This is a genomic window from Streptomyces sp. NPDC050423, from assembly GCF_040655445.1.
GTDB lineage: Bacteria > Actinomycetota > Actinomycetes > Streptomycetales > Streptomycetaceae > Streptomyces.
In genome coordinates, this window is the sequence record NZ_JBFAJY010000014.1 from 140050 (window position 1) to 154832 (window position 14783).

General features: G+C 70.4%; 14 protein-coding genes. 6 read left to right on the forward strand and 8 right to left on the reverse strand.

The window, feature by feature from the left end; genetic code table 11:
• Positions 1-43: 43 nt before the first annotated feature.
• Positions 44-1501 (reverse strand): PLP-dependent aminotransferase family protein, encoded by a 1458-nt coding sequence (locus AB0I52_RS13560; RefSeq protein ID WP_363072017.1) that lies wholly within the window; start codon positions 1499-1501, stop codon positions 44-46.
• A 47-nt stretch (positions 1502-1548) separates the two neighbouring features.
• On the opposite strand from AB0I52_RS13560, the gene AB0I52_RS13565 reads away from it, so the two are divergent.
• From AB0I52_RS13565 to AB0I52_RS13575, 3 genes are all read left to right on the forward strand, one after another.
• The gene (locus tag AB0I52_RS13565; RefSeq protein ID WP_363072019.1) at positions 1549-2754 is read left to right on the forward strand and encodes a DMT family transporter; all 1206 of its coding nucleotides are present in this window, start codon (positions 1549-1551) and stop codon (positions 2752-2754) included.
• Positions 2755-2993: 239 nt separating this feature from the next.
• Positions 2994-3878 carry an RNA polymerase sigma-70 factor gene (locus tag AB0I52_RS13570; RefSeq protein WP_363072021.1) on the forward strand — a complete coding sequence of 295 codons (885 nt, stop codon included), beginning with the start codon at positions 2994-2996 and terminating at the stop codon, positions 3876-3878.
• A gap of 304 nt (positions 3879-4182) precedes the next feature.
• A complete protein-coding gene (locus AB0I52_RS13575) occupies positions 4183-4950 on the forward strand; it encodes a GntR family transcriptional regulator (protein WP_363072023.1) in 768 nt (255 codons plus the stop codon).
• A gap of 52 nt (positions 4951-5002) precedes the next feature.
• Here the strand turns inward: AB0I52_RS13575 and AB0I52_RS13580 are convergent, their stop codons facing one another.
• The 3 genes from AB0I52_RS13580 to AB0I52_RS13590 all read right to left on the reverse strand — a co-directional run bounded on the left by AB0I52_RS13580 (position 5003) and on the right by AB0I52_RS13590 (position 8098).
• Positions 5003-6160 carry an ROK family transcriptional regulator gene (locus AB0I52_RS13580; RefSeq protein ID WP_363072025.1) on the reverse strand — a complete coding sequence of 386 codons (1158 nt, stop codon included), beginning with the start codon at positions 6158-6160 and terminating at the stop codon, positions 5003-5005.
• A 110-nt stretch (positions 6161-6270) separates the two neighbouring features.
• Positions 6271-6921, reverse strand: coding sequence for a response regulator transcription factor (locus AB0I52_RS13585; protein WP_363072027.1), 651 nt, complete (start codon positions 6919-6921; stop codon positions 6271-6273).
• Positions 6922-6925: 4 nt separating this feature from the next.
• The gene (locus AB0I52_RS13590) at positions 6926-8098 is read right to left on the reverse strand and encodes a histidine kinase (protein ID WP_363072055.1); all 1173 of its coding nucleotides are present in this window, start codon (positions 8096-8098) and stop codon (positions 6926-6928) included.
• A 108-nt stretch (positions 8099-8206) separates the two neighbouring features.
• Between AB0I52_RS13590 and AB0I52_RS13595 the strand changes: the two genes are divergently transcribed.
• The 3 genes from AB0I52_RS13595 (at position 8207) to AB0I52_RS13605 (ending at position 10471) form a co-directional block, all read left to right on the forward strand.
• Complete coding sequence (locus AB0I52_RS13595) at positions 8207-9145, forward strand: ATP-binding cassette domain-containing protein (RefSeq protein WP_363072029.1); 939 nt, start codon at positions 8207-8209, stop codon at positions 9143-9145.
• 2 nt (positions 9146-9147) lie between these two features.
• A complete protein-coding gene (locus tag AB0I52_RS13600) occupies positions 9148-9885 on the forward strand; it encodes an ABC transporter permease (protein WP_363072031.1) in 738 nt (245 codons plus the stop codon).
• Positions 9886-10033: 148 nt separating this feature from the next.
• Positions 10034-10471 carry a hypothetical protein gene (locus AB0I52_RS13605; protein ID WP_363072033.1) on the forward strand — a complete coding sequence of 146 codons (438 nt, stop codon included), beginning with the start codon at positions 10034-10036 and terminating at the stop codon, positions 10469-10471.
• Between the two features lie 53 nt (positions 10472-10524).
• Here the strand turns inward: AB0I52_RS13605 and mug are convergent, their stop codons facing one another.
• The 4 genes from mug to AB0I52_RS13625 all read right to left on the reverse strand — a co-directional run bounded on the left by mug (position 10525) and on the right by AB0I52_RS13625 (position 14692).
• Complete coding sequence (mug, locus tag AB0I52_RS13610) at positions 10525-11088, reverse strand: G/U mismatch-specific DNA glycosylase (protein ID WP_363072035.1); 564 nt, start codon at positions 11086-11088, stop codon at positions 10525-10527.
• A 19-nt stretch (positions 11089-11107) separates the two neighbouring features.
• On the reverse strand, positions 11108-12550 hold the full coding sequence (gene purB / locus AB0I52_RS13615; protein WP_363072037.1) for an adenylosuccinate lyase: 1443 nt from the start codon (positions 12548-12550) through the stop codon (positions 11108-11110).
• A 327-nt stretch (positions 12551-12877) separates the two neighbouring features.
• The gene (locus AB0I52_RS13620; RefSeq protein ID WP_363072039.1) at positions 12878-13678 is read right to left on the reverse strand and encodes an SAM-dependent methyltransferase; all 801 of its coding nucleotides are present in this window, start codon (positions 13676-13678) and stop codon (positions 12878-12880) included.
• Between the two features lie 171 nt (positions 13679-13849).
• A complete protein-coding gene (locus tag AB0I52_RS13625; protein ID WP_363072041.1) occupies positions 13850-14692 on the reverse strand; it encodes an SGNH/GDSL hydrolase family protein in 843 nt (280 codons plus the stop codon).
• Positions 14693-14783 lie beyond the last annotated feature (91 nt).

Below are 14783 nucleotides of genomic sequence, written 5' to 3' on the forward strand. Positions count from 1 at the left end.
CCGACGCGAGGTGAACACCCGGCCCCCGGCGTTTCGAAGCCGATCAGTGAAGGCCCCGACGGGCATCGGCCAGCAGACGCACACCACGTGCGATGTCCACCGGCGCGAGGTGCGCGTAACCCATCACCAGGCTCACGGAACGGTCCGCGGGACGCACGGTTCCGCAGTCGCTCATCAGTCGCAGCGCGATCCCGGCACCGGCGGCACGGGCGGCGAAACCGGCCTCGGGACCGTACCGTTCGGGTAGCCGGGCGATGATGTGGAGTCCCGCGGCGATACCGCTGACCTCGGTGCCGGGAAAGTGCTCGGCCAGTGCGGTGGTCAGGGCGTCGCGGCGTTCCCGGTAGGCGCGCTGGCAGCGTCGCAGCTGACGGTCGTAGCCGCCCCGGGTGATGAAGTCGGCGAGTACCGCCTGGTCGACCGCAGGGTTGCCGAGATCCATCGTGCGCTTTCGGTCGACGATCTCGTCCGTCATCGACGCCGGTGCCAGCAGCCAGCCAAGCCGCAGACCGGGTGCCAGCGACTTGCTCACCGACCCGGTGTACGCGACGTGCTCCGGATCCAGGCCCTGCAGGGCGCCGACGGGCGCCCGGTCGTAGCGGAAGTCACCGTCGTAGTCGTCCTCCACGATCACCCCGTCGACGTCCCTCGCCCAGTCCAGGAGCAGGCTGCGGCGGGCGGCGGAGTACGCGATTCCGGTGGGGAACTGATGGGCCGGGGTGGTCATCACGGCACGGACCCCGGAGCGCACGAGCGGCTCGGTGGCCAGCCCTTCGTCATCGAGCGGCAGTCGGGAGGTGGCAAGGCCCGTCGAGGCGAAGAGAGAGGCGTGTTCGGGGCTCCCGGGATCCTCGACGCCGACCGTGCGCATCCCACGTCCCCGCAGCACGAATCCGAGCAGAGTCGTCGCCTGCGCCACGCCCGAACAGACCAGCAGCCGCTCCGGATCGGCCGCCACCCCGCGACGCCTCGTCAGCAGGGCCGCGAGGGCGATCCGCAGCTCGGGCAGCCCCCGTGGATCGGGATAGCCCAGGGCGCTGTGCGGCAGCCTGCCGAGCACCGAACGGTGCGTGGCGGCCCAAGCGCTGCGCGGAAAGAGCGAGAGGTCCGGGGTGCCGGGCCGGAAGTCGACGAGCGTGCCGGGTGCGCGCGGGGCCAGATCGCGGGCCCGGCCCGCCGCCGCCCGCACCGATCCGCTCACCCATGTTCCCGCCCCGCGTCCGCTGTGCAGATAGCTCTCGGCGGTCAGCTGCTCGTACGCCTCGGTGACCAGACCGCGTGAGAGACCGAGATCGGTGGCGAGTTCACGACTGGACGGAAGCCGTGTCCCCGGCGTCAGCCGGCCGGAACGGACCGCCTCGCGCAGGGCCGCTTGGAGGGCGCGCCCGCGCCCGCGGGCCGGGGCGGATGCTGCCGGAAGCAGCAGTTCCCAGGCGGCGGAGACCGGCTCCCGGTCGCTGCCGCCGCTGTCCGGTGCTGGATTGGTCCCCGAAGACGTCATGGAAGTGGACCTTAAACCGGGCCGCCGGGCTGCCTAGCGTCGGTGCCATGAACGTGACCTACCTGCGCGGAGCCCTTCTCGCCGCCATCGCCTGCACCCTCGTGGGTGCTTCCTTCACCGCCAACAGCATGCTCGGCGACTACCCGTACGCGGGTGGCCAGGCGCTGCGCTACGGACTGGCAGGCCTGCTGCTCCTGCCTCTTCTGCGACGGGGCGGAGCGCCTCCGCCCGCTGCCACGCTGCGCACGCTCAGCGGCCGGCAGTGGGCGCGGCTGGCACTGCTCGCGGCTGTCGGAATGGTCGGCTTCAACCTGGCCGTCCTGGCCGCCGAGCGGAGTGCGGAACCCGCTGTTCCGGGAGTCTTCGTCGGGTGCGCCCCGATCCTCGTCGCGGTGCTCGTTCCAATGCTGGACGGGCGCCGGCCGGCCCGCGCGGCGCTCTACGCGGCCGCGCTGGTCGCCACGGGTGCCTTCACGGTCCAGGGCTGGGGCCGCACCGACACCGCGGGCATTGTCTGTTCCGTCGGTGCGCTGGCCGGTGAGGTGGGCTTCGCGGTCATCGCCGTACCCGTGCTGCGTCCGCTCGGCCCGAAACTGCTGTCCGCCACGGTCTGTGTGATCGCCGCCGCGGAGTCGGCCGCGCTGGGACTGGTGCTGGACGGGGGAGGTTTCCTGCGTGTGCCGTCACCCGGTGAGACGGCGGCGCTGCTCTGGCAGGCCGCCGTGGTCACGGTCGTCGGATTCGTGTGCTGGTACATGGGCATGCAGCGCATCGGCGCCGAGCGCGCCACGCTCTTCTCCGGTCTGATCCCGGTCTCCGCCGCGCTCACCGCCCCGCTGGTCGGCACCGGTTCGTACGGTGTCGCGCAGGCCGCGGGCAGCTGTCTGGTCGGGCTGGGGGTGGCGCTGGGGTCGGGCGTTCTGCACCGGCGCCGGTCCGGGACGGACTCAGCGGCCGGTGTCGGGAATCCCCCGCGCGACGAGAGCCGGGTCGTCGTTCATCGGGACATGGCCGCAGCCCGGCGGCCGGACCAGCCGGGCGCCGGGGACGGTGTGCTCGGCCCGGATGCCCTGGCGGCGCAGGAGCAGCCGGTCGCTGCTGGACCACGCGATGGTCACCGCCGGCCCCGGTACATCGGCGGTGAACAGGACATCGCGTCCGGCGGACAGCGGCTCGTGGAACCAGGGCGCCTCGCGCGGAGCGACCGTCTCCAGGACGGTGGCCTCGGTGAACGGAGGCCGGGCCGGGCATAGACGGTGCTAGTCAGGACCGTCCGGCCCGGCCGGCGTTGCGGGAGAACCGTTCGGTGAGCGGCAGCGGCATCGAACCGGCGGCCGGCCGCATTGCACGCGACGTGCCCAACGCGAGGCGCCGCTCGCACTCGGTCCAGAACCCGGCACGTCAAGAACAATTACCGCCGGGTAGCCGGGAGTTCAGGAGGTCCGGGCGATTCGAACTGGACACCGTGCGGCGGGTCGGCTGGGATGGGACGGTGACAACCGACACCGGGACCGACGTCTTCGAAGAACACCGGCCCGTACTCACCGGGGTGGCCTACCGGATGCTCGGCCGGATCGCCGACGCGGAGGACGTGGTCCAGGAGGCATGGCTGCGGTGGTCGTCCACGGTGCGCGAGGACGTGCGCGAACCGCGTGCCTTCCTCGTGAGGATCGTCACCCGCCTCGCCATCGACCGGCTGCGACAGCTCCGGACGCGGCGTGAGGCGTACGTCGGGCCCTGGCTGCCGGAACCCCTTGTCACCGACTTCGGCCCTGCCGTGTCCGACTCCGCGGAGCAGGCAGTGCTCGCCGACTCCGTCTCCGTCGCGGTGCTCGTCGTCCTCGAATCGCTGTCCCCGCTGGAGCGCGCCGTCTTCGTCCTGCGCGAGGCTTTCGGCTTTCCGTACGGTCAGATCGCCACGACGCTCGACCGGACCGAAGCCGCCGTCCGTCAGCTCGCCGGGCGCGCCCGGCGCCATGTGGAGGAGCGTAAGCCGCGCTACGACGTCGATCCCGTCCACCGTCGTGACCTCACGGAGCGCTTTCTCGCAGCGGCCGCGGGCGGTGACATCGAGGAGCTGCTCGCGCTCCTCGCGCCGGACGTGCGGCTCGTCGGTGACAGCGGCGGGAAGTCGAAGGCGCCGCTGCGGATCCTGGAGAGTGCGGACAAGGTCGGCCGCTTCCTGCACGCCGTCGCCCACGAGCCGATCCCGGACCTGGAGGTCCGGAGCCTGGAGCTGAACGGCGGGCCTGCGCTGCTGGTTCTCATCGGCGGAAAGCCTGATTCCGTCATGCAGATCGATGTGCGGGGCGGACTTGTTCAATGTGTGTATATCGTTCGCAATCCCGACAAACTCACCAGTTTCGGCGGTGCGTAGCCGACCTGATCCGCCGGCTGCCTCAATCGGCACATCCCCGTCCGGCCGCCCCCGGCCGGCAGCTGCCCAGATCGACCCCGAAGCCCCACGGACCTGCCCGGACGTGGGGCTTTGCGCTGCGCGATGCGCACCGGTCCACGAACGTCCTGTGAACGCTCTGCGGCAGAGCCCCGTTTCACAGCGTTACCGGCTAAGGATTGGTCTTGACCAAGGGGGTGTGCCGTCCTATGGTCGCAACGTTAAGACAGGAACCTTTAATAAATAACGTCGCGGAAAAGCCGCTGGGCGATTGCGGAGGACAAGGGTGGGGACCACGCAGCTGGAATCGGTACCGGAGCCGAAGTACTGGCACCTCAAGACCGTGCTCAGTGAGGCACTCGACTCGGACTTTGCGGTGGGGGAGATCCTTCCCAACGAGCGGGAGCTCGCCGCCCGGTTCGGTGTCGCCCGTGCCACGCTCCGGCAGGCACTTGAGCAGCTCGAACTCGAAGGCAGACTGCAGCGCCGCCGGGGGGTCGGGACCACGGTCGCGCCGCCGCGCGTGGGCGTGGCCGTCTCCACCGCTCAGCACGACTGGACCGGAGGCGGCGCGGGAGAGGCGTGGCAGCCGGTGGACTGCCAGACCGCGGCCGCACCCGCGGCGGTGGCCGGTGCGCTCGACGTGGGGAGCGACGAGCCCGTCCACATCGTGCGCCGGATCCGGGCCTCCCACGGGCAGGCAGTCGCGACGGAGCTGCTGTACGTGCCGGCGTCCTCGGTCCCCGAACTGTCCGCCATAGACACTCCGTCCGGCACCGCCAGGGCCCGCAGCGTCGTGCGTGAACTGCACCGGCTCGGGCTCGACGGCCAGGACCGCTCGGTGGAACTCGGTTCGGCCCGCGCGGACGATGCCAAGGAGCTTGACCGGCTTCCCGGGGCCCCCGTCCTCGTCGTCACGACCCGGTACCTTGCCGCAGGCGGTACGGCGGCCGTTTCCGTCGCGACCTACCGGGCCGACACGTGCCGGCTCACCTTCGGCGACTCGGGCGACGTGGAGATCAGCCACCACGACCAGGAGCGCCAGGCATCCTGACCGGCTTCCTCCCGGTCGCCCGCCGGGATCCGAACTGTTCGGCCCGTCGCACTCAGCGGCGGGCCGTCACCGTTCCCTCCACCGCGAAGAGCTGCTCCTCGACGTGGTCGAGTGCCAGCCTCAGCGCTCCCGTGGCCACAGCGGCTTCGCCGAGCAGCGACAGCGCCACTCGCGGGGGCCGAAGGCAGTAGCGGGCCAGCTCACCGCGGAGCGGGTCGAGCACCCCGTCCAGTCCGGCTGCCCACCCCCCGACGACCACCAGCTCGGGATCGAGCGCCAGCACCAGCGCCGCCACATCGTGGACCAGCCGCTGAATGAACCGCTCGACCGCCGCCTGCGCCTGCTCGTCGCCGTGCCGCGCCTTCGCGAACACGGCGGCCACCGCATGCTCGTCCAGCGGGTCCAGCGGCGTGTCCGTCGTGGACAGCAGCCTCTCCGGTGTGACATCACGTCCGAGGAGGTGCAGCGCACCGATCTCGCCCGCCGCACCGCCGAAACCACGGTGCAGCCGTCCGCCGATCAGGGAACCCGCTCCCGGACTCAGCCCCGCCAGCACGAACACGATGTCGTCGGACTCCGTGGCCGCGCCCTTCCAGTGCTCCGCGACGGCTGCGGCGTTCGCATCGTTCTCCACGAGAACAGGGCAGCGGAAGGACCGTCGCAGTCGCTCACCGAGCGCCAGTCCGGTCCAGTCCGGCAACGCGGTGCCCAGCCGGACGGTGCCGTCGGCCTCCACGATGCCCGGACTGCCGACCCCGACCGCCCGCAGGCTGCTGCGGGCCACGCCCGTCCGCCGCAGGACTTCGGCGACCACGGTCCGCACCTTGTCGAGGCGGTCGTCGGCGCACGCGGTCTCCGACACATCGCGTGAGCCGGCGCCGATGATCCGGCCGTCCAGACCCGACAACAGCGCCGAGACCCGGTGCGGGCCGATCTCGATGCCCAGCAGATGTCCGGCCTCGGCACGGAACCGGAACCTGCGGGCCGGACGGCCCTGACGTCGTGCCTCGGCGCCGTCGGGCGCCGACTCGACGACCAGGCCGGCCTCGAAGAGCCCCTCGACGACACCCTCGACCGTCGGCCGCGACAGACCGGTGATCCGGGTCAGGTCCGTCAGGGTCGGGGAGCCGGCGCCCCTGAGGGCGTGCAGCACCACCGCGGAATTGATCCGACGCAGCAGCGACGGGTCCCCACCGGTCAGCCGGCCCACGGTGTTTCCTCCCAGCTCGTGCGCATGTCAGGCGGATGGTACTCGTTGCTCAGGGGCGGGGCGACTGCGGGACGCAACGCGGTCCGGGAAGAACCGGAATCAGCTGCGGTTCAGCTGGGGGTGACGAATCCCGACTCGTACGCGGCGATGACCGCCTGGGTGCGGTCCCGGGCGCCCAACTTCGCCAGCACGGCGCTGACATGGGTCTTCACCGTCTCCACACCCACCACGAGCTTCGCGGCGATCTCGGCGTTGGACAGCCCCCGGGCCATCAGCCGCAGTACCGCGGCCTCGCGCTCGGTGAGCGAAGCCCGGTCCATGGACTCCCGTGCCTTGCTCGTGCCGTATTCGGCGGCGAGCTGCCGGACGGCCGCCGGGAACAACAGGGACTCGCCCTCCGCCACCAGCCGCACCGCATGCACGATCTCCGCGGGACGGGCCCGCTTGAGGAGGAACCCGTCCGCCCCCGCGCGGAGCGCCTCGTACACGTACTCGTCGTTCTCGAACGTCGTCACCACCAGGATCTTCGGCGGATCGGGCACCGTGCGCAGCACCACCCGGGTCGCCTCGATGCCGTCCATCAGCGGCATCCGGACGTCCATCGCCACGACATCGGGGCGCAGTCGACGCACCAGCGGGATCACCGCGGCACCGTCCCCCGCCTCACCGACGACCTCGATATCGGGCTGGGCCTCCAGGACCGCACGCAGACCTGCGCGGACCAGGGGTTCGTCGTCGACCAGAAGAACGGTAACCGGCATCCGGTCAGCGTATGCGGTCCAACGGAAGGCTCGCGTGCACCATCCATTCCCCTCCGTACAGGCCGGTTTTGGCATTTCCGCCCAGCAGGGCGGCTCTCTCGCGGATCCCCCGCAGCCCGCTTCCACCCCCGGGCGTACTGGTCGAACCCGTGAACGGGTTGGTCACCTCCAACTCCAGCCTTCCCTCCGCGACGGTGATACGGACCCGGACGGGGACCGTCCCCGAGTGCCGCAGGGCATTGGTGAGGGATTCCTGAAGGATGCGGTACCCCTCGCGGGACACTGACCCCGGTACCTGTTCCAGTGGACCGGACACCTCGGCATCGACCGTGGCCCCGGCACCCCGAGCGGAGTCCAGCAATCGGTCCGCCTCACTCAGCGACGGTCGTTGCCCTGGCGGCGTACCTGACTCGCGCAGCACCCTCAGCACCCGCTCCAGGTCTTCGAGTGCGTCACGGCCGGTCTCCTCGATCGCCACCAGGGCCCGTTCGGTGAACTCCGGGTCGCCCGCCGCCCTTGCGGCACCCGCCTGCACCACGGCCACGGTCAGGGCATGCCCGATCGAGTCGTGCAGCTCCCGCGCGATCCGATTGCGTTCGAGGAGCTGCTCGGTGCGCTCCTCCAGCGCTGTCAGCCGCTGGACCGGTGTCGGGCCCAGCAGCCAACGGGCGGCCGCGGTGATCAGCTCCCCACAGCCCACGATCACGGCGAGCATGATGAGCAGGGGAACAGGAACGAGGACCGCAGCCCACCAGTGCGCGCCGAGTCCGGAGGCAAGCCATTCGTCGCTCGGTCTCGAACCCAGCGCTGAACGGACGAGGTCGACCGTTGTGGCCGGCAGCCACACCGTGGCGAGGCCGGCCAGGCCGGCGCACAGCAGCCGCACCTCCAGCCAGAGCGCGGTCCGCCAGCGCTCGGACCACGAGGTGGACGGCGCCACCGAGATGGTCGCGTCGGGGTCGCCGCGCTCCGCGGGTGTGAGCAGCAGCTGTGCCTGGATCCCCTCGGCGAGCCGCATACCGGGTATCAGACCGACGAGCGCCGCGAGGACGACGGGCACCCACGGTGTGTCCATCGAGATGAACAGCCACACGCTCACGACGGCGGACGGCATGAGCAGATGCAGCCAGCGGGTGTAGGTGACCTGTGCGGCCAACGGGTGGAGGAAGCGGAGCATGCCGCCCATCGTGCCAGCGTGCTCGGGTGCGGCGGCTCCCCCGAGCGAGGGAGACGATCCACTCCGGCGGGGGAGGATCGTCGCCGGCGGGGCCGCCAGGCTGAGGAAATGACCAGCATCGATGTCCACGAACTCACGAAGGACTACGGCGCGACCCGCGCTGTGGACCACCTCACCTTCAGCGTGCGGCCCGGCCGGGTCACCGGATTCCTCGGGCCCAACGGGGCCGGCAAGTCCACCACCCTGCGGCTGGTCCTCGGGCTGCACCGGCCCACAGAGGGCACCGCCACCATCGGCGGGCAGGCGTACGCGGCCCTGGACGAGCCGCTGCGCCGCGTCGGGGTACTCCTCGATCCGCAGGCCGCTCACGGTTCGCGGACGGCCCGCAACCACCTGCTGACGCTCGCGACGAGCAACGGCATGGGCCCGGGAAGGGTCGACGAGGTACTGGAGGAGGCAGGCCTCGCCCAGGTCGGTGGACGCCGGATCAAGACGTTCTCTCTCGGCATGCGCCAGCGGCTCGGTATAGCGGCGGCGCTGCTCGGTGACCCGGAGGTGGTCATGCTGGACGAGCCGTCGAACGGGCTGGATCCGGAGGGCATCGTCTGGATCCGGGAACTGATGAAGCGGCTCGCCCGGGAGGGCCGCACTGTGCTCGTTTCCAGTCACCTGATGAACGAGACGTCGTCGTTCGCCGACCACTTGATCGTGCTCGGGCGGGGGCGGCTCCTCATCGATCTGCCGATGCAGGAATTCCTCGACTCCCGCAGCCGGCCCAGGGTGCGGATGCGCACGGCCGAATCCTCCCGGCTCGGTGAGGCGTTGACACGCAAGGGCTACCGGGCCACGCAGGGCGAGGACGGCCGTTGGACCGTCGAGGGTGCGAAGGCGGAGGAGATCGGAGAGATGGCGGCCGGCGAGGGCATCGCGGTCCTGGAGCTCGTCGACGAGCAGGCCACGTTGGAACAGGCCTACCTGGACCTCACCGCCGGTGCCGCGGAATTCGCTTCCGCCGCTGTCCCACCCACCGCCCGTCAGGAGGCGTGATCATGTCGACAACAGCAGTCCTGCGTTCCGAGTGGATCAAGATCAGATCGGTGCGCTCCATCTCGGGATCCCTGATAGCCGTCTTCCTCGTCACCATGGTCGTGACGGTGCTCACCTTCGCCACCGTCGGTCAGGCCGAGGCGGACAACGCGGACGCCGAACTCGTCTTCGGCGCCTTCTACGCGCTGAACTTCGGTCAGATCGCGGCCATCAGCTTCGGTGCGACTGCGATTTCGTCCGAGTACCTCAATGGCGCGCTGTGCATGTCGCTCGCGGCCGTTCCACGCCGCACCCACTTCTACACGGTCAAGATGTCACTCGTCGGAGGGGCGGCGCTGACGGTAGGCCTCATCACCGCCTTCGGTTCGTTTCTGGTGGGGCAGCTGTTCATGGGGGAGTACGCCATCGGGCTGGGGGAACCAGGCGCCCTGCGGGCGGCGTTCGGAGGCGGGATATATCTGGCCCTGATGGCCCTCTTCGCGGCGGGGCTGACGGTCTTGCTGCGCAGCGCGGTTGCCGTGCTCAGTCTGCTCATCCCCTTCATCCTGATCGTCTCGTTCGTAGTAGGGGACATCGCGGGCAGTGCGGCGGATTATCTGCCCGACCGGGCCGGACAGTTGGTGTTGCACCAGCACCCGGAAGGCAGCCTCGGGCCCTGGGCAGGACTGGCCGTCACTGCGGCGTGGGCGGCGACGGCTCTGTTGGCCGGGTGGTGGGCGCTGAGACGCCGCGACGCCTGAGCGGTGCTGTCCCGCCAGGACGTCCGGACTCTTAGGTGCCGGGGACAGGGCGGTGCCGGGACATTGAGGGGCCGGGACGAGCTGGCTGAAATCGGCTCAAAGCATGGGCGAGGCTTCGGTTGTCAGTGCAGGGCGGTTTACTGACGGCATGACCACCGCACATCAGCTCCGCCTCATCGACGGGATGCGCGCCCAGGAGTTTCCCGTGGAGCGCGTCCGATCGGGCACGGGAGTCAGCGGGCCCGGCTATCACACCGCCTTCCTGCACGCGGACGACGATGCCGGGGACGAGGACGAGGCGGCGCGGCTGGAGCACCGGGCGCAGTTCCTCGCGGAGCACGACGCGCTGATCACCTTGCTCGGTGCGCGCTGGGGGGAGCCGCAGATGATCAGTCTGTGGAGCGCGCAGGAGCGCATGATGTCCGGCGAGGTGATACCCGATCCCTGGGCCGAGACAGCTGCGGGCTGCGAATACTTCCGGCTCTGGCACATCGAGGAACGGTGGATCGCCCTGGGGCTCTGTCTGGAGGAGGACGGCCCCGGGTGCGAGCTGACCGTCGTGGTGACGGAGATAGACCCGCCGTGAGGCGTGTGGATCGCTTCAGCCGGGCCCCAGCGCCGGCAGCCTCGCCTTGGACGTCAGGCCCCGGCGGTGTCGGCGAGCGCGTCCGCGGCGACGGCCGTGCGGAGCCGTCCGTACTCCTCGGCCATTGTCTGAGCGGTCCAGTGGGCGTTGAGGCCGCTGGGGTTGGGCAAGGCCCAGACGCGGGCTCCGCCGATCAACCGTTCCTGTGGTCCGATTTGGGCCCGGCGTTCACCGAATGCCGTCCGGTAGGCCGTAATGCCGACCACCGCCAGCCACTGCGGCCGCAGCCGCTCCACCTTCGTGATGAGGATCTCTCCCCCCGCGCGGAACTCCTCGGCGGACAGTTCATCGGCTCGGGCCGTGGCTCTGGCGACCACGTTGGTGATGCCGAGCCGGTACTGGAGCAGTTCGGACTGCTCGGAGGGCCTCAACTGCCGCGACGTGAAACCCGACAGATGGAGTACCGGCCAGAAGCGATTGCCGGGGAAGGCGAAGTGGTGGCCCGTGGCACCAGTCATCAGGCTCGGATTGATTCCGCAGAACAGTACGCGCAGGCCACCCGCGACCACATCGGGAACAGTGCGGTCACGGGCGGCCTGTAGCTCATCGGGTGTCATCGTCCGGTGGCGAGATCTGTCAGAGGATGGAGCCCGGCGCGTATCCGGCGGCCTCCGGGTGCTGCTTGGTGATCTCCTCGATGCGGGAGACGAGGGCTGTGACCTGGTCGCCCGCAGCGCCAGTGAACGAGAGCTTGTCGGCCATGAGTGCGTTCAGCTGGGCACGGTCCAGCGGAATGCGCTCGTCGGCGGCCAGCTTGTCCAGCAGCTCGTTGCGTTCCGTGCCCTGCTCGCGCATGGCCAGGGCGGAAGCCACCGCGTTCTCCTTGATGGCCTCGTGGGCGACCTCACGCCCGACACCCGCGCGCACCGCACCCATCAGCACCTTGGTGGTGGCGAGGAACGGCAGGTAGCGGTCCAGTTCACGGGCGGCGACGGCCGGGAAGGCGCCGAATTCGTCGAGCACCGTCAGGAAGGTCTCCACCAGACCGTCGAACGCGAAGAACGCGTCCGGCAGCGCCACCCGGCGGACCACGGAGCACGACACGTCGCCCTCGTTCCACTGGTCGCCCGCCAGCTCGCCGGTCATCGACGCGTAACCGCGCAGGATCACCATCAGGCCGTTGACGCGTTCGCAGGAGCGGGTGTTCATCTTGTGAGGCATCGCGGAGGAGCCGACCTGGCCGGGCTTGAAGCCCTCGGTCACCAGTTCGTGCCCGGCCATCAGCCGGATGGTCTTCGCGACCGAGGACGGCGCGGCGGCCAGTTGCACCAGTGCGGTGACCACGTCGTAGTCGAGCGAGCGCGGGTAGACCTGGCCGACCGAGGTGAAGGCCTGCGCGAAGCCCAGGTGGCCGGCGATGCGCTGCTCCAGGTCGGCCAGCTTCCCGGCGTCGCCGCCCAGCAGGTCGAGCATGTCCTGAGCGGTGCCGACGGGCCCCTTGATCCCGCGGAGCGGATAGCGGCCCAGCAGGTCCTCCAGGCGGCTGTAGGCGACCAGGAGCTCGTCAGCCGCTGTCGCGAAGCGCTTGCCGAGCGTCGTGGCCTGCGCGGCGACATTGTGGGAGCGGCCGGCGATGACCAGCTCGCGGTACTCGCCCGCGAGCCTGCCGAGCCGGGCCAGCACGGCGACGGTGCGGTCGCGCATCAGTTCCAGGGAGAGCCGGATCTGAAGCTGTTCGACATTCTCGGTGAGGTCCCGGGACGTCATGCCCTTGTGGACCTGCTCATGGCCGGCGAGAGCGTTGAACTCCTCGATGCGGGCCTTGACGTCGTGCCGGGTGACCTTCTCGCGCTCGGCGATCGAGGCCAGATCGACCTGGTCGAGGACGCGCTCGTAATCGGCGAGAGCGGCGTCGGGCACCTCGATCCCGAGGTCCTTCTGGGCGCGCAGCACCGCCAGCCACAGCTGACGTTCCAGCTTCACCTTCTGCTCGGGGGACCAAAGGACGGCCAGCTCCGTGGAGGCGTAGCGGCCGGCCAGGACATTGGGGATGCGAGGCTTCGCAGACACAGCAGTCACGTGTCGTGATTCTACTGGCGGTTTGTGCAGGTCGGCGCCGCGGCCTGGTTTGTGGGTTACTACGAGAGCCCGGCCACGAGTGCCGGCTGTCTCCGGCGGTCACGATTAGCAGTTGCCTCTGTCGGCCGTGAGCCCCGACGTTCCCTGCCGACCGCGGCCTCCGCCCGTGGCCGAGTGGCGATGACGGATCGGTGATGCTGGATCGGCGATGACCGGGTGGGGACGGCCGCGTGGACCGGGTGGGCTCACCGCGGCGCTGGGCGACTTCGGTGTCAGCCCGGCCGCTCCGGCCGATCCGGCTGGAGCGCCGATCGGCCGGAATGGGTGCTACCGCTTGGCGGCCACGAATCCCCACTGGTCGACCGGCTCGCCGGTCACGGGCCCTTCGGGGCGCCAGAGACTGATCGAGCCGAAGCCCGGCTCCACCAGGTCGAGTCCGTCCGCGAAGGCCGCCATGATCTCCTTGGGTCGCGAGATGTACGGCATGGCGCCCCCACTGGCGTACTCGTCGGACCCCGCCTGGGTCTCCGGCGTCTCAATGGTGTCGCACAGCATGAGCCAGCTTCCCGCCGGCAGGGCGTCCAGGTAGCTGCGGAGCAGCGCCGCGGCCTCGTCCGGGTCCGCCACGTGCCCGAGTGTCGAGAGCACCATGACGGCCACCGGGCGGTCGAGGTCCAGCGTGCGTGCGGCCTCGCGCAACACTGTCTTCGCGTCCGTGAGGTCCGCGTGCACATAGTCCGTAGCCCCCTCGGACCGGCTGGACAGCAGGGCACGGGCGTGGGCCAGGACGATCGGGTCGTTGTCGACGTACACGATGCGCGCTGCCGGGTCGACGCTCTGGGCGACCTCATGCGTCGCATTCGCCGTCGGCAGCCCGGTGCCGAGGTCCAGGAACTGCCGTACCCCCGCCTCGCCGGCCAGATAGCGCACCGCTCGCGCCTGGAATGCCCGGGAGGCGCGCGCTATCTCGATGATCTGCGGGTAGAGCTCCTCCATAGTCGCCCCGAGCCGGCGGTCCACCTCGTAGTTGTCCTTGCCGCCCAGCCAGTAATTCCACACCCGCGCCGAATGCGGCGTGCCCGTGTCGATCCCGTCCGTCACTGTCCGGGTGCCCCGCTCGTCCGCCATGCGCCATCCGCTCTCTTCGCGTCGCTCAGCCTGTGCACGGACGTGCTCCGTACCGCGCACGGCCATGCTTCCCTACCCGCCTCGTCCGCACCAGCCTGTCCGGGGAGCAACTCCCTTACGCGGAAAGGAGACAGAGCCGGGCGCTTGATGCCGGCGGAAGAGGGCGGATCGCTATTCGCCGGCGGCCACCCGGCGCCACGAGGCCACCGGGCCCGGAGCAGCGGCATCGGCGGGGGTCACCCAGAAGGCCTGGCCCCGCTCGGCGCTGAACTGCGCTCCCGTACGTCCGTCCCCGGACGAGCGGCCGGTCAGGCGCCGTCCTATCCAGGGGAACAGGTGCTCACGGGCGAAGCGCAGATCATCGACGCGCCGGGTGGCCCAGTGCGGCGGGTCGGCTGCGGGCAGCAGCGCCTGCCAGTCGTTCTCCGGGGGCAGGCCCAGCGACTGCCATACGGCCTCGGCCACCCTGCGATGTCCCTCGGCGGTCAGATGCAGCCGGTCGACATCCCACATCCGGGGGTCGCCCAGCACCGGGGCGCCGTACAGATCGACGACCTCCGCGCCATGCCGGGCGGCCAGGTCATCGACCAGGGCGAACAGCTCCTCCATCCGCGGCCGGAACCGTTCCATCACGGGTCCGTTGCGCCCAGGGCTGCGCATCAACACCAGTTTCTTGCACGACGGTGCGAGGCGCTCCACGGCCTCCTCCAGCCGTCCGCGGACGATACCCATGTCGCACTTGGGGCGCAGGGTGTCGTTGAGACCGCCGACCAGCGTCACGACGTCCGCCCGCATGTCCGCGGCGACGGCCACCTGCTCGTCGACGATCTGGCCGATGAGCTTCCCGCGCACAGCGACGTTGGCGTATCGGAATCCTGGAGTCCGGGTGGCGAGCCGGGTGGCGAGGACGTCGGCCCAGCCCCGGTACGAACCGTCGGGCAGTCGGTCCGACATGCCCTCGGTGAACGAGTCGCCGACCGCGACGAGACTGGTGTAGGTGGCATTCAATTCCATGGCGATGCGATCGTATCGCGGGGCCGCCACTCCCGGTCCTGCCCCGGGCCCGGGGCAGGTGGTTGAGAGTGATCGTGGCCAGCGCGGTGCG

Bases quoted from the DNA above. Each gene is read 5' to 3' on its own strand.
- AB0I52_RS13560 (WP_363072017.1), bottom strand. From the start codon at position 1,501: ATGACGTCTTCGGGGACCAATCCAGCACCGGACAGCGGCGGCAGCGAC.
- AB0I52_RS13565 (WP_363072019.1), top strand. From the start codon at position 1,549: ATGAACGTGACCTACCTGCGCGGAGCCCTTCTCGCCGCCATCGCCTGC.
- AB0I52_RS13585 (WP_363072027.1), bottom strand. From the start codon at position 6,921: ATGCCGGTTACCGTTCTTCTGGTCGACGACGAACCCCTGGTCCGCGCA.
- AB0I52_RS13590 (WP_363072055.1), bottom strand. From the start codon at position 8,098: ATGCTCCGCTTCCTCCACCCGTTGGCCGCACAGGTCACCTACACCCGC.
- AB0I52_RS13595 (WP_363072029.1), top strand. From the start codon at position 8,207: ATGACCAGCATCGATGTCCACGAACTCACGAAGGACTACGGCGCGACC.
- AB0I52_RS13600 (WP_363072031.1), top strand. From the start codon at position 9,148: ATGTCGACAACAGCAGTCCTGCGTTCCGAGTGGATCAAGATCAGATCG.
- AB0I52_RS13605 (WP_363072033.1), top strand. From the start codon at position 10,034: ATGACCACCGCACATCAGCTCCGCCTCATCGACGGGATGCGCGCCCAG.
- mug (WP_363072035.1), bottom strand. From the start codon at position 11,088: ATGACACCCGATGAGCTACAGGCCGCCCGTGACCGCACTGTTCCCGAT.
- AB0I52_RS13620 (WP_363072039.1), bottom strand. From the start codon at position 13,678: ATGGCGGACGAGCGGGGCACCCGGACAGTGACGGACGGGATCGACACG.
- AB0I52_RS13625 (WP_363072041.1), bottom strand. From the start codon at position 14,692: ATGGAATTGAATGCCACCTACACCAGTCTCGTCGCGGTCGGCGACTCG.